Genomic DNA, 13,486 nt, shown 5'->3' with positions numbered 1-13,486 from the left:
GGTACACTGCGGCCCGCGAGCGGCCGGCTCCCTGGCGGCTCGCCGCGCCCATGCCCTCCCGAGCAGGCGGCCGGTCCTGCCCCCGCGCAATGCGGCGGCGATGCCGGTGCGGCGGCGCGACCCTGCCACGACGCCAACAACACAGGAGGAGCGTCCCCCATGCAAGCCAATGCCAAGGCATCGGTGCCCCCGTCCGCCGACATCCGCGCCGCCCATCCTCCCGCCTATGCCTGGAAGGCGCTGGCCGGCTCCACGGTGGGCTATGCGATGGATGGCTTCGACCTGCTGATCCTGGGCTTCATGCTGCCGGCCATCAGCGCCTCGCTGAGCCTGTCGACCGGCCAGTCCGGCGCGCTGGTGACCTGGACGCTGGTCGGCGCGGTGGTCGGCGGCATCCTGTTCGGGGCGCTCAGCGACCGCTTCGGCCGCATCCGGGTGCTGACCTGGACCATCGTGCTGTTCGCGGTCTTCACCGGCATGTGCGCCTTCGCGCAGGGCTTCTGGGACCTGCTGGCCTACCGCACCATCGCCGGCATCGGCCTGGGCGGCGAGTTCGGCATCGGCATGGCGCTGGCCGCCGAGGCCTGGCCCGCCGCCAAGCGCGCGCGGGCTTCGTCCTACGTGGCGCTGGGCTGGCAGGCGGGCGTGCTGATGGCGTCGCTGCTGACCCCGCTGCTGCTGCCGCTGATCGGCTGGCGCGGGATGTTCATGGTCGGCGTGCTGCCGGCGCTGGTGGCCTGGGCGGTGCGCAACAAGCTGCACGAACCGGAGCTGTTCGTGCGCCAGGCGCGCAAGCCCAGTGCCAACGCCTTCAAGCTGCTGGTGGCCGACTCTCGCACGGCCCGCATCAGCCTGGGCGTGGTGATCCTGTGCTCGGTGCAGAATTTCGGCTACTACGGAATCATGATCTGGCTGCCGACCTATCTGTCCAAGTCGCTGGGCTTCTCGCTCACCAAGTCGGCGCTCTGGACCTCGGTCACCGTGCTGGGCATGATGGCGGGCATCTGCCTGTTCGGCCACCTGGCCGACCGGATCGGGCGCAAGCCGACCTTCCTGCTGTTCCAGGCCGGCGCGGTCGGCATGGTGCTGGCCTATTCCCGCCTGTCCGATCCCGTGACGATGCTGTGGGCGGGCGCGCTGATGGGCATGTTCGTCAACGGCATGATCGGCGGCTACGGGGCGCTGATCTCCGAGGCCTATCCCACGGCAGCGCGTGCGACCGCGCAGAACGTGCTGTTCAATATCGGCCGCGCGGTCGGCGGCCTCGGGCCCATCGTGGTGGGCGCGCTGGCCGCCGCCTATTCCTTCCCGGTAGCCATCGCGCTGCTGGCGGGCCTCTACCTGCTCGACATGGTGGCCACGCTGTTCCTGATCCCCGAGTTGAAGGGGGTGGAATTGGAGTAACGCGGCCGCCAGCGGCCAGACTCAGCCCTGGCTGTACCGTTCACGCAGCTGGAACTTGAGGATCTAGCGGTGGGGTTGCGCGGCAGTGCCGGCACCAGTTGCAGCCGGCGCGGGATCTTGTAACGCGCCAGGCGCGTGCTGGCAAAGTCCTGCAGCGCTTCCAGCGACAGGTCCTGGCCAGACTTCACCGCCACCACGGCCAGCACGGTCTCGCCCCAGCGCGGGTCCGGCGCGCCGATCACGGCCACCTCAGCCACCGCGGGGTGACCGTACAGGACGCTTTCGACCTCGGCCGGATAGACGTTCTCGCCGCCGGAGATGATCATGTCCTTGACCCGGTCGCACACGTAGTAGAAGCCGTCCTCGTCCGCGTAGCCCACGTCGCCGGTGCGGAACCAGCCGTCGGCATCGATGGCCGCCCGCGTGGCCTCGGGCTGGTTCCAGTAGCCGCGCGTCACGTTGGGCCCGCGCACGCAGATTTCGCCGCGCGCATGCGGCGCCGTGACCGCGTTGCCCTGCGGATCGATCAGCCGGATCTGGATCAGCAGCGCGGTGTGCCCCACTGAGCCGATCCTCGCCAAGGCGTGCTCGGCCGTCAGCACCGTCACCAGTGCGGCGGTTTCGGTCAGGCCGTAGCCCTGCAGCACGGCGATGCCCCGCGCGGCGTAGGTGCGCAGCAATGGTTCGGGGCAAGGCGCGCCGCCGCAGAAGATCATGCGCACGCTGTCCAACGGGGCATCGCCGAAAGCGGGGTGCTGGCTGATGAAGAGCAGCATCGCCGGCACCGCAAAGAGGGTGCTGACACGGTAGGCCGCAATGTCCTCCAGCACGCGCGCCGGCTCGAACTGGCGGTGCAGCACGGCGTGCCCGCCTTTGAGCAGCGTGGTCAGCAGTAGCACATTGAGGCCGCCGATGTGGTAGATCGGGGCGAAGACGAGCAGCACGTCGTCCGCGAGGACGTCCGCGGTGTACATCTCTCCGACGTGGTTCCACCAGAAGTTGCCATGCGTCAGCATGGCGCCCTTGGGGCGTCCGGTCGTGCCCGAGGTGTACATGATGACGGCAACGTCGTCGTTGCGCGCTGCCACGGGCGGGTGCGGCCACGGGGCGGCGTTCGCCATGGCGGCGGCGAGCGGCGGCCAGCGGGCCGGGTCGGACGGTTCACCCTCGACGCAGTGGTAGCGCGCGCAGCACAGCGTCTCGCGCACCGTGTCGATCACACCCAGGTGGTCGGGGTCCACCAGCAGGGTGTGGATGCCCGCATCGTTGACGATATAGGCCAGCTCGGCGCCGGTCAGCCGGTAGTTCAGCGGCACGAAGATCGCGCCCAGCTTGGCGCTGGCGAACATGGCTGCCAGGAACAGCGGGTGATTGAACCCCAGGTATCCCACTCGCATGCCAGGACGCACGCCGCCCGCGTCGAGCACGGCGGCGAGGCGGTCCACCTCGGCCAGCATCTGGCCGTAAGTCCAGGTCGTGCCCTCGAAGCTCAGGGCGGGGCGTTGGGAGGCGCGGCGGGCGCGCTCGGTGAACCAGTGCGCCATGCCAATGGCAGGCGGGGGCGAGGGTTGTCCGCCGAAGCGGTCTGCGGGCAGGTCCAGCGGGGTGACGCTCATCTTCGACTCTCCTGGCTATCATGCGGCTGGCTGCAAAGGCTAAGCACGGGACGGCAGGATGTCTTGCGGGAAGTGGCTGGAGGCGCGCGGCCGGCACCTTGCCGTGCCGCGCCCGCGCCGCATGCATCACCTGGCATTGTTGCGCTGGGTCAAGTTTGCGTCTGGGACGGGAACCTAGAATGGCTATTCGCAAGGTCCTTTTGGGAGTGCGCCATGGCAAGCATGCAAGCAGCTTGTCTTCCTCGGTCCCGGCAAGATCGTCCTGCAGGAGAAGCCCATTCCGGATGTCGGTCCGGGCGATGCGCTGCTGCGGATCACCACCACCACGATCTGCGGCACCGACATCCATATCCTCAAGGGCGAGTATCCCGTCGCAAGCGGATTGACCATTGGCCACGAACCGGTCGGCGTGATCGAGAAGCTGGGGCGCGAGGTCAAGGGATACCGCGAGGGCCAGCGGGTGATCGCGGGCGCGATCTGCCCGAGCTTCCATTCCTACGCCTGCCAGGACGGCGTGCCGTCGCAGGATGGCCAGTGCCACGGCCACGGCTACAAGCCCATGGGCGGCTGGCGCTTCGGCAACACCATCGACGGCACGCAGGCCGAATACGTCCTGGTGCCCGATGCCCAGGCCAATCTCGCGCCCATCCCGGACGGGCTGAGCGACGAACAGGTGCTGATGTGTCCGGACATCATGTCCACGGGCTTTGCCGGCGCCGAGCGCGCCGACATCAAGATCGGCGATATCGTGGCCGTCTTCGCGCAGGGGCCGATCGGCTTGTGCGCCACGGCCGGCGCGCGCCTGCGCGGCGCGGGCATGATCATTGCCGTGGACGGCATCGACGAGCGGCTGGAGATCGCGCGCAGGATGGGCGCGGACGCCACCATCAACTTCCGTAAGGTGGACGTGGTCGACGAGATCCTGCGCCTGACCGGCGGGCGCGGCGTGGATGCCGCCATCGAGGCGCTCGGCACGCAGACCACCTTCGAGGCGGCCCTGCGCGTGCTCAAGCCGGGCGGCACGCTGTCCAGCCTGGGCGTCTATTCGAGCGACCTCAGCATTCCGCTGGGTGCCTTCCACGCGGGCCTGGGCGACAACCGCATCGTCACGTCGCTGTGCCCGGGCGGCAAGGAGCGTATGCGCAGGCTGATGCAGGTGATCGAAACCGCGCGCCTGGACCTGGGCCCGATGGTCACCCACCGCTTCAAGCTGGCGCAGATCGAAGAAGCCTACGAACTGTTCGGCAACCAGCGCGATGGCGTGCTGAAGGTGGCGATCACACCCTGAGCGCGCACTTCCGGGTGGGCGATGCGGAGGGGGCGCGAGCGCGGCTACGCACCCCGCCAGCCGCGGCCAGGTCGGCTGGTGACGCGCGCGGTGCCGCGTTATGCTGGAAGGCCTTGTCCTGCCGGGCAGCCTACCTCCACTCGCCATGCCGCGTGCGCCGGAATCCCGCCGTCCCAGTCCTGCCTGGCAGCCGCCGGCAGGCTCGCCGCAGGAGCGCGCGCTGGCCCGGGTCACCGCGCACAGCAAGGGCGGCCCGCTGGGCGCGGACCTGCGCATCACGCTGAATTTCCACCCTGACAGGCTGCACCGCGGCGAGCCCATCCTGCACAGGCTGGTGAGCGATGGAGTCTACCGCTCGCAGTTCGAGACCGGCACCAGCAACGGCGGGCTGACCGCCCACCTTGGCGGCGACCGCTGGCGCTGGGAGAGTCGCCTGTTCGGCGGCGCCTATGACGGCGCGCCGCGGCAGGCGCGCCCCAAGTACGGCGCACTCGACGACCGGCGCGATCCGGTCGGCGCCTCGCCGCGCTTCGGCTCTGCACACCTGCGACTGCGTCCGGAAGTGTTGTCGCGCTGCTCCTTCTGCTTTCCGGACAGCGTGTTCGAACCGGTCGATTTCGGCGTGGCCGAGCGCATGGCACTGCTGCCGCTGGCGCGGGCAGGGCGACTGGATCCCCGCACAGACGCGCTGGACGGCTATATCGAGGCCCATGTCCACGGGCCGCTGCGCCTGGCCTGCGACGTCGAGGCACTCGTGCTGGACCCAAGCTTCCGCGGCACGGAGGTCGAGGCGCTGGCAGCGCACCTGCCCTGCGCAATCGAATGGCACGCGGGCTTCCGCGTGCATGCAGACATGCTGGGCGCGCATCCCGACTACCGCGGCGCGGTGTATGCAAGGCTGGGTCAGGCACTCGCGCGCGACGGTGTGCTGACACCGGCCATCCTCGGCGAGGCCGCGCGTAGCGGCCGGCATGATCCACAGGACCTGAAGAAGGTGTGGCACTACCTCGCGCGCTTCGGTCATCCGGACTGGCGCGCCGTGCGCGCCTAGCGCCTGGCCTGGATCCCGAGCCCGTTCCCTTCCCGGTCGTCGCTGCCGCCGGCGCCTGGCCTTGCCGCCGGCTTCCTTCCTGGCACTCATGCTTGGCAAGCTACCTTGCAATACAATATACCTTGCTTTATGCTGTATCCCGACGAAGGCAACAGGGCCATCCATAACAGGGCCATCCATGGCGGATTCCATTTCCACCCAATTGAAGAAGGGCGTGCTCGACCTGTGTGTGCTGGCCCTGCTCGCCCGGGGTGACAGCTATGCCTATGACCTCGCACGGCAGCTTGCCGAGGCCGTCGACATGGGCGAGGGCACCATCTATCCGCTGATGCGCCGCCTGCAGGCGGACGGCCTGGTCGATGCCTACCTGCAGGAATCGGCAAGCGGCCCGCCGCGCAAGTACTACCGCATCACGGAGGCGGGGCGGGCCGCGTTCGCGGTCCAGCAGCAGGAGTGGCAACAGTTCACTGGTGCGGTCAACCGGCTTATCGGAGTGAGTTCGTGAGCAAAGAAGCGTTCCTGCGGCGGCTGCGCCGCGCCTTGAAAGGGCTCGCGCCCGCCGAGATCGACGAGATCGTCGCGGACTACGCGGCCCACTTCGACGAGGCCCTGGCGGCCGGGCGCAGCGAGGCCGGCACCGCCGCCGCGCTCGGCGATCCGGAGCGGCTGGCGCGCGAGCACCTGACTGACATTCACTACCGCCAGTGGCGCCAGCAGCGGCACGCGGCAAGCTTCGTCAAGTGGCTGCTGGTCTCGGCGGGGCTGGCCTTCCTGCTGCCCTGTGCCGGCTTGCTGATGTTTGCCGTGCCGCTGCTCGCCGTGGTGCTGGCCGGCGTGCTGCTCGGTGGCAGCGTGATGCTGCTGTCGCTGGTGCCAGTGCTGGCGGGGCTGCTGCTGTTGCTGGCGGCGGGGCTGGCCGCGGGCGCCCTGGTGGCGCGCCACCGCGACCGCCTGCAGCCCTTCGGCGCGGACGGGGACGATTTCGTCGAGCGCGAGCTGGCGTGGTCGCCGGGGCAGCGCATGCAGATCTGCCTGCCAGCCGAGGTGCATTGGAAGCCGGCGGCAGTGCCGCGCGCGCTGGTGCGCGCCAACCCCTGGCTGATCGAGCATCTGCGCCTCGAAGGCAATCGGCTGGCCGGCCGCTTCAACTGGCGCGCCTTCCGCCGCAACCATATCGAGGTGAGGCTGGAGGGGCCGGCAATCGCGCACTGGGCCATGGTCGGCAGCGGCGACCTGTTCCTGCACGAGGTGGCGCAGCAGGATCTGCACCTGGAGCTCGACGGCAGCGGCAGCATCTGCGCCACCGGCAGGGTGGAAGACGTATCCGTGGCAATCGCCGGCTCGGGCGATGTCGACATCGGCATGCTGCAGCAGGCGCGTGCCACGGTCGAGGTCCGCGGCAGCGGCGACGCCGTCGTCGCGCCCAGTGAGGCGGCCGACCTGTCGATCCACGGCAGCGGCGACATCCGGGTGCTCAGCAGGCCCGCCAGTGTGCGTACGCACGTTGCCGGCAGCGGTGACGTCTGCATGGCCTGAGCTGCGCGGCTTGCGGCGCCGGGCCGGCGGGCGAGAACCGCCCGCGATACGTACGCCATCCAGGCGCCATCCAGGTATCAGCGGTGCGCCGGCGCGGCGCCTGTGCCGCGCGAGTCGGCCGGCAGCGACACGGTCACGCGCAGGCCGCACTGCGCGGCTTCGTCGGCATAGGCGAGCGATACCTCGGCGTCCAGGCGCTCGGCGATGGTCTTCACGATGGACAGGCCCAGGCCGGAGCCGGTGGCCGTATTGCCGGGCGCGCGGTAGAAGGCATCGAATACCCGCGCGCGTTCGGCGGGCGGGATGCCTGGCCCGGAATCCGTGACCTGCAGGATCACGCGGTCGCCGCGCCGGCCGGCCGACAGGTCGACGCGGCCGCCTGGCGGCGTGTAGCGGATGGCGTTGTCGACCAGGTTGCGCAGCAGCGCCGTCAGGTCCACCGTGCCGGCGGCCACCTGCGCGTCGCCGTCGTCCGCCTGCCGGCCCTCGTCCGTCCAGCCGACCCCCAGGTCGATGCTGCGTGCCTCGGCCAGCGGCACGAGGTCTTCCAGCACATGCCGCAGCACCTGCTGCACCGATACCGTGCCGGCCGCGCCGCGCGGTGCCGCTTGGGCGCGCGACAGGGTCAGGAGCTGTTCCAGCAGGTTGCGGCCGCGCTCGATGCCGCCGCGCAGCGCGGCGAGCCGCTCCCTGGCTTCGTCCGACATTGGCGCGTGGCCCAGCCGCTCGGCCTGCAGCGACAGCGCGGTCAGCGGCGTGCGCAGCTCGTGCGCGGCATCGGAGACGAAGCGCCGCTGCGCCGCCATGGCCTGGCCGGTGCGCGACAGCAGGCGGTTGATGGCGCCGACGAAGGGCGCGATCTCGGCCGGGATGTGTGCCTCGCGCAGCGGGCGCAGGTCCTGCTCGCCGCGCTCCTCGACATCCGCCGCCAAGCGGGCGATCGGCTGGAACATCCGGCGCAGCAGCACGCCCAGCAGGGCCAGCATCACCGGCACCAGCAGCAGGAAGGGCAGCACGGTGCGCAGGGCGCTGTCACGCGCGATCTCGTTGCGGATGCCGGTTTCCTGGGCCACGACGATGCGCTCGCCGCTGGCGAGCGTGCGCACCACGGCGCGGAAGGATTCGTCGCGGATCGTGATGGTGTGGATGCCGTCGGCGAGGCCGGTGCCGAGCGGCAGCGAGACGGCATCGTCGCTGCGCCCGAGGGAAGCCACGGGCCGCGAGCGGGGCAGGTACTGCACGATCACGCGCGCGTCCTCGTCGCTGCCGGGCAGGCGGCCCGCGTCGCCGAGATGCGGGGCAGGCAGGTGCTGCGGGTCGAATAGCGCCGAGACCTGCCGCAGCGTGTCGTCCTGCAGCGCATTGGCTTCTTCGAAGGCAGCGCGGAAGGACACGGTGCCGGCCGCCAGCGCCACGGCCAGGATCGTCAGCGCGAGCCACCACGCCAGGCGGCGCCGGATCGACGGGTTCAGGCTTCCTTGGCCACCATCCATCCCACGCCCCTCACGTTCTTGATGATGCCGCTGCCCAGCTTCTTGCGCAGCGCATGGATCAGGTATTCGACGGCATTGCTCTCGACTTCCTCCCCCCAGCCGTAGATGCGGTCCTCCAGCTCGGCGCGCGAGAGGATGGCGCCGGGGCGAACCAGCAGCGCCTGCAGCAGCGCGAACTCGCGGTTGCTCAGCAGGACAGGCTCGGTGCCGGGCACCGTCGCCTGGCGCGTGGCCGGGTCGACGCTCACCTGGCCATTACCAAGCAGGGGCGTGGCGGTGCCGCCGCGGCGGCGCCACACGGCCCGCATGCGCGCCAGCAGCTCGTTCATCTCGAAGGGCTTGAGGACGTAGTCGTCCGCGCCGGCGTCGAGGCCGCGGATGCGCTCCTCCAGTTCGTCGCGCGCGGTCAGGATCAGCACCGGGACCGCATCGCCGCGGGCGCGCAGCGCGGCCAGCACCTCCATGCCGTCGCGCCCGGGCAGGCCCAGGTCCAGCAGGACAAGGTCATAGCGCTGGCCGGCCAGAGTGGCCAGCGCGGTCTCGCCGTTGTTCACCCAGTCCGCCGCGTGGGCGGCGTCCTTCAGCGCGGCCTGTACGACCTGCCCGATCATCGGGTCGTCTTCGATCAGCAATACCCGCATGCATGCTCCCGTTGCGCTGTCCCCGGGCCGGCCGGCGCTTCAGTGTCCAGATCGCACCGCCGCCCGCTGCGGAAACAGCAGGATGAAGGTCGCCATCAGCCCCAGCAGTATGCCCGATGCCGTGTAGCGGCTCATGGCCAGCCCGCCGGCGTGCAGCGGCTTGTCGAGGAAGTCTCCCACCACCGCGCCGAGCGGCCGGGTCAGGATGAAGGCCGCCCAGAACAGCAGGGTGCGGGAGATGGCGGTCCAGTAGTAGGCGGCGGCGACGGCGGCCAGCAGGGCCCCGAACACGACTGCGCCGCCCAGGTAGCCGAGGCCCGCGGTGTCGGCCGTCCAGTCGCCCAGCGCGGTGCCGAGCGTCTGCGAGAACATGATCGTCACCCAGTAGAACAGCTCGCCACGCGGCTCGCCCACCGTGTCGATAGAGACCGAGCCGAGCGTGCGCTGCCACAGCGCCAGCGAGCAGAGCAGCAGCAGGACCAGCAGCGTGGTGCCGCCGGCATAGCCGATGCCAAGCGAGCGGTCGGCGAAGTCGGCGAGCGTGGTGCCGACCGTGGTGGTGGCGATGATGGTGGCCCAGTACAGCAGCGGGTGGAAGCGTTTGGCGCGGATCTGCGCGCTGACGGCCACCAGGAACACCACGGCGAAGATCGCCGTGCTGACGAGGTAGCCGAGGTTCATCGACATCGACAGGGCGTCGCCGCCGGTTTCCCCCAGCGTGGTGGCGGCGATCTTGATGATCCAGAAGGCCAGGGTGACCTCGGGGACCTTGATCGGGCTAGGTTGCGCATTCGCTCTCATGGATCTGCACCTTTCGCGGTGTCCCTCGGTCGGGACGCATGTGACGGGTGGGCGGCCGCGCGCGGCGCGGCCGGTATGGGAGGCGACTCTACCTGGGGAAACTTAGGTCTGGCTGAGGGAAGCATGCGCCACGCCGGCGACGGCCGGCGCGATCAGCCCGCGGCGCTGACGCGGTACACGCAGCGGCGTGCGCCGGCCAGCAGGTGCTCCACGCGCTCGACTTTCGCATCGCTGCCGAGCACGTCGCGGAATACCTGCAGTTCCGCGCGGCAGAAACCCTGGCAGCTCTGCGCGGCGGCGCAGATGGGGCAATGGTCTTCGATCAGCAGCCAGTCCGCGCCGTCGCGCTCGACGCGTGCCATATAGCCTTCCGCTTCGCGCAAGGCGGCCAGCCGGCGCAAGCGGTCGGGGAGCGTGCGCTCGCCGGCGCAGGCCTGCGCATAGTCGTCGCGCGCCTGCGCCTCGCGCTGGCCGATCAGCTTGTCCAGGCCGGCCTCGCCGAAGAGCTGCCGGATCGAGCCGATCAGCTGCACCGTGAGCTGCGCGTGCGTGTCGGGAAAGCGTGCCTGTCCCGCCGCGCTCAACTCCCATTCCTGGCGGGGGCGCCCGGCTCCGCTCGCGGCCTGGCGCCGGCCCTCGACCAGGCCGGCCGCGAGCAGCTTCTGCACCTGCTGGCGCGCGGCCTCGGCCGTGATCTCCAGGCGCTCGGCGATCTGCGCGGTCGAGGCCGGCCCGCGCGTCTTCAGCAGAAACAGGATGCGGTCCGACGATTGGGGATTCCCTGAATTATCCAAGGGATTTGTTGTGTAATTCACTGGCTGCGCCTAATATCCAACATCATTCTTGGATATTAGGCCGGAGCTGCCAGTCTGTCGAGCGTTCCGGCGTCCATGGCGGCCATCCCGGCAGCCGCTCGGACAGCACAATGGAGCCACGCTATGCAGCAAGCCACCTTCCCGCACCTCACCCCGTTCACCGACGCCCGCCAGCCGTCACGCGGGCTCACCTTTCTCAACCCGCTCGGCCTCTACGATCCGCGCCCGAACGGCTATTCGCACCTGGCGCTGGTGCCGGCCGGGCGCGCGCTGATCTGCGTGGCCGGGCAGGGCGGCGAGCGCGAGGACGGCACCTTGCCCCACAGCTTCGCCGCCCAGGTGCGGCAGGCCTTTGCCAATCTCGGCACGGCGCTGCGTGCGGCCGGCGCGGGCCCGGCCGACGTGGCCAAGCTGACCGTGCTGGTGGTCGATCACGACGAGTCGCGGCTGCGCGTGCTGGCCGATGAGGTCGCGCGGATGTGGGGCGAGGCGCCGGCGCCCGCGTGCACGCTGATCCCGGTGCCGCGGCTTGCGCTGGACGGCATGCTGTTCGAGGTCGAGGCGCTGGCCGTGGGCGGCGGTGCTGGCGGCAACTAACGCAATGCCGCGTTCATGCAGCCTGCCGCGGCGGCTCGCCGAAGTGGGGGTGGCGCGCGAACAGCTCGGCGGCCCAGTTCACGAAGATGCGCACCTTGGCCGACAGGTGGCGGTTTTGCGGGTACATCGCCGAGATCGGCAGCGTCTCCGTCTGCCAGTCGCTCATGAGCTCCACCAGCCGGCCGCTGCGCGCATAGGGCTCGGCGATCGCGCACGGGATATAGGCGATGCCCAGTCCCTGCAGCGCGCAGCCGAGGTAGACGTCGGAATCGTTGGTGGCCATGACCGAGGACAGCCGCAGCTCGTGGTGCTGGTCGCCGCGCGTTACTTCCCACGTCACTTCGCGCCCGGTGCGGTGGGACAGGTAGTTGATGCACCGGTGCGCCTGCAGTTCGGCCAGCGTGCGCGGCGTGCCGTGCTGGCGCAGGTAGATCGGCGAGGCGTAGATCGCCAACTTGAGCTGGCCGATGCGGCGCGCCACCATCGACTCGTCGACCAGGTCGCCCACGCGCAGTACTACGTCCACGCCTTCCTGCAGCAGGTCGATGGGCTTGCCATTGGTGGTCAGCTCCAGCTTCAGGTCGGGATAGGCGGCAAAGAAGGCCGGCAGCTCCGGCAGCAGCACCATCTCGGCCAGGCTGCTGACTGTATCCACGCGCAGCGTGCCGCGCGGATTGTTGTTGTGATGGGAGAGGGACTGCTCGGCCTCATCGACGTCGGCGAGGATGCGCACGCAGCGCTCGTAGTAAGCGGCGCCTTCGGTGGTCACGCTGATGCGGCGCGTCGTGCGATGCAGCAGCTTGACGCCCAGGTGCGTTTCCAGGTTCTGGATCATGCGCGTCAAGGTGGCCTTGGGCAGGTCCAGCGATTCCGCGGCGCGCGCGAAGCTGCCGACATCGACCACGCGCGTGAAAGCCTGCATTGAGATGAAGCGATCCATGGCGATTCCCTGGCGAATGAAGCGCGGCGCGGTGCCTGTAGGCGCCGGCGGCGGCGTAGACAATACCGGCCCGCGCATGTGGCGCGCGCGCCGGGAAGCGCGAGTGGAACACAAAATGGATGACCTTGCACGGCGTGGGGTCTCGGCGCCGCGATTATTTCACCATTGCAACAGTGCGTTGGTCGGGCATCGCTTTATCCCACCCCTGTCAATCACCATAATCCGATGCATCGCAACAAGCCAAGGCCGGGCGTTCGCGCCAGCCGCCGGAGTCGACGATGCCCAGCAAACCGCATGCGCAGCCGCCCGCCGTACCGCCCGCCGGCAAGCCCGGCCGCGTGCAGATGCTCGACTATGTGGTGGAGAGCGGCGAGCGCACCGTGGCTGCCCGCTTGTGCTATCCGGCCGGCTATCCGGCTGCCGGAGCGCCGCCGCTGCCGTGGCTGATCTATCTGCATGCGGGCGGCTTCGTGGAGTGCAGCCCGGAGTCGAGCGAGTGCCTGGCCGTGTCGCTGGCGGCCAAGGTGCCGGCGGTGGTGGTGGTGCCGGCCTATTCGCTGGCGCCGGATTATCCCTTTCCGGCGGCGCCGGAGGATGCGTTCAGCACGGTGGCCTGGGTGCTTTCCCATGCGCGCCGGCTGAAGGTGGACAAGCTGCGCTTCGCGCTGGTGGGCGAGGAGGCCGGCGGCAACCTGGCGATCGCACTGGCGCAGATGATGCGCGACCGCGGCCTGCCAGCGGCGCGCGCGCAATGGCTGATCAGGCCCTTGACCGATCCCTGCCTGCAGCATGCCTCGTGCGCGCTCGGCGCGGCCGGCCCCCGCGTGCCGCTGGAGAGGCTGCAGCGCATCGCGGACAACTACCGCGACTACCTGCCGACGCCGGCAGCGAGCGTGCACCCGTATGCCGCGCCCGTCCACGCCTCGCGCCTGGCGGGGCTGCCGGCCACGCTGATCCAGGTGGCGGAGCAAGATGCGCTGCGCGCCGAGGGCGAGGCCTTCGGCGAGCGGCTGCGCGGCGTCGGCGTGCCGGCGCAGACCATGATCATGCCCGGCGCCTGTGGCGACGGGGTGGAAGAGACCCATGAAGCCTGTGAAGTGTGGGTCGATGAAGGTGCGCGTTTCCTGCGGCAAAGCCTGGCGGGAAGCGACGACGCCTCAGAACGGACCGAACGCCGCACGCAAGACCGGCCCTGAGGCCGGCGCGGAGCGGGGCCCGCCGGCTGGGCGGCCCCTGGCGTAGAAACTGCCTGCCAATCCTGGATTTCCGGACCCCCTTCGCGGGCCCGGAGGGAGGCGTTCGGC

The 13,486-nt window shown here is 70.1% G+C and carries 13 protein-coding genes; 7 read left to right on the top strand and 6 right to left on the bottom strand.

Annotation, left to right across the window (positions count from 1 at the left end):
* Nucleotides 1–159 precede the first annotated feature (159 nt).
* The gene (locus tag AC1Z3O_RS29040) at nucleotides 160–1,404 is read left to right on the top strand and encodes an MFS transporter (RefSeq protein WP_483519862.1); all 1,245 of its coding nucleotides are present in this window, start codon (nucleotides 160–162) and stop codon (nucleotides 1,402–1,404) included.
* Here the strand turns inward: AC1Z3O_RS29040 and AC1Z3O_RS29035 are convergent.
* Nucleotides 1,338–3,020 (bottom strand): acyl-CoA synthetase, encoded by a 1,683-nt coding sequence (locus AC1Z3O_RS29035; RefSeq protein WP_483519860.1) that lies wholly within the window; start codon nucleotides 3,018–3,020, stop codon nucleotides 1,338–1,340. The genes AC1Z3O_RS29040 and AC1Z3O_RS29035 overlap by 67 nt on opposite strands.
* 256 nt (nucleotides 3,021–3,276) lie before the next feature.
* On the opposite strand from AC1Z3O_RS29035, the gene AC1Z3O_RS29030 reads away from it, so the two are divergent.
* The 4 genes from AC1Z3O_RS29030 to AC1Z3O_RS29015 all read left to right on the top strand — a co-directional run bounded on the left by AC1Z3O_RS29030 (nucleotide 3,277) and on the right by AC1Z3O_RS29015 (nucleotide 6,895).
* Complete coding sequence (locus AC1Z3O_RS29030) at nucleotides 3,277–4,308, top strand: NAD(P)-dependent alcohol dehydrogenase (protein WP_483522063.1); 1,032 nt, start codon at nucleotides 3,277–3,279, stop codon at nucleotides 4,306–4,308.
* 100 nt (nucleotides 4,309–4,408) lie between these two features.
* Nucleotides 4,409–5,359: a DUF3626 domain-containing protein gene (locus tag AC1Z3O_RS29025; protein WP_483519858.1), complete on the top strand. Its 951-nt coding sequence runs from the start codon at nucleotides 4,409–4,411 to the stop codon at nucleotides 5,357–5,359.
* Nucleotides 5,360–5,549: 190 nt separating this feature from the next.
* Nucleotides 5,550–5,864 carry a PadR family transcriptional regulator gene (locus AC1Z3O_RS29020; RefSeq protein WP_483522062.1) on the top strand — a complete coding sequence of 105 codons (315 nt, stop codon included), beginning with the start codon at nucleotides 5,550–5,552 and terminating at the stop codon, nucleotides 5,862–5,864.
* A complete protein-coding gene (locus tag AC1Z3O_RS29015; protein WP_483519856.1) occupies nucleotides 5,861–6,895 on the top strand; it encodes a GIN domain-containing protein in 1,035 nt (344 codons plus the stop codon). Before AC1Z3O_RS29020 ends, AC1Z3O_RS29015 begins: the two co-directional genes overlap by 4 nt.
* Before the next feature lie 77 nt (nucleotides 6,896–6,972).
* On the opposite strand, the gene AC1Z3O_RS29010 is transcribed toward AC1Z3O_RS29015, so the two are convergent.
* From AC1Z3O_RS29010 to AC1Z3O_RS28995, 4 genes are all read right to left on the bottom strand, one after another.
* Nucleotides 6,973–8,388 (bottom strand): ATP-binding protein, encoded by a 1,416-nt coding sequence (locus tag AC1Z3O_RS29010; RefSeq protein WP_483519854.1) that lies wholly within the window; start codon nucleotides 8,386–8,388, stop codon nucleotides 6,973–6,975.
* Nucleotides 8,364–9,029, bottom strand: coding sequence for a response regulator transcription factor (locus AC1Z3O_RS29005; RefSeq protein WP_483519852.1), 666 nt, complete (start codon nucleotides 9,027–9,029; stop codon nucleotides 8,364–8,366). The genes AC1Z3O_RS29010 and AC1Z3O_RS29005 overlap by 25 nt, the downstream gene beginning before the upstream one ends.
* Nucleotides 9,030–9,068: 39 nt before the next feature.
* Nucleotides 9,069–9,830, bottom strand: coding sequence for a COG4705 family protein (locus tag AC1Z3O_RS29000; protein ID WP_483519851.1), 762 nt, complete (start codon nucleotides 9,828–9,830; stop codon nucleotides 9,069–9,071).
* A 152-nt stretch (nucleotides 9,831–9,982) separates the two neighbouring features.
* Nucleotides 9,983–10,624, bottom strand: a complete 642-nt coding sequence (locus AC1Z3O_RS28995) for a helix-turn-helix transcriptional regulator (RefSeq protein ID WP_483519849.1) — start codon at nucleotides 10,622–10,624, stop codon at nucleotides 9,983–9,985.
* Between the two features lie 144 nt (nucleotides 10,625–10,768).
* Between AC1Z3O_RS28995 and AC1Z3O_RS28990 the strand changes: the two genes are divergently transcribed.
* The gene (locus AC1Z3O_RS28990; protein WP_483519848.1) at nucleotides 10,769–11,242 is read left to right on the top strand and encodes a RidA family protein; all 474 of its coding nucleotides are present in this window, start codon (nucleotides 10,769–10,771) and stop codon (nucleotides 11,240–11,242) included.
* Between the two features lie 13 nt (nucleotides 11,243–11,255).
* On the opposite strand, the gene AC1Z3O_RS28985 is transcribed toward AC1Z3O_RS28990, so the two are convergent.
* Nucleotides 11,256–12,182 carry a LysR family transcriptional regulator gene (locus tag AC1Z3O_RS28985; protein ID WP_483519847.1) on the bottom strand — a complete coding sequence of 309 codons (927 nt, stop codon included), beginning with the start codon at nucleotides 12,180–12,182 and terminating at the stop codon, nucleotides 11,256–11,258.
* Between the two features lie 278 nt (nucleotides 12,183–12,460).
* Between AC1Z3O_RS28985 and AC1Z3O_RS28980 the strand changes: the two genes are divergently transcribed.
* Nucleotides 12,461–13,378 carry an alpha/beta hydrolase gene (locus tag AC1Z3O_RS28980; RefSeq protein WP_483519845.1) on the top strand — a complete coding sequence of 306 codons (918 nt, stop codon included), beginning with the start codon at nucleotides 12,461–12,463 and terminating at the stop codon, nucleotides 13,376–13,378.
* Nucleotides 13,379–13,486 lie beyond the last annotated feature (108 nt).

This window comes from Cupriavidus sp. 09_S30 (assembly GCF_056930435.1).
This window is presented reverse-complemented; position numbering and strand designations above follow the sequence as displayed.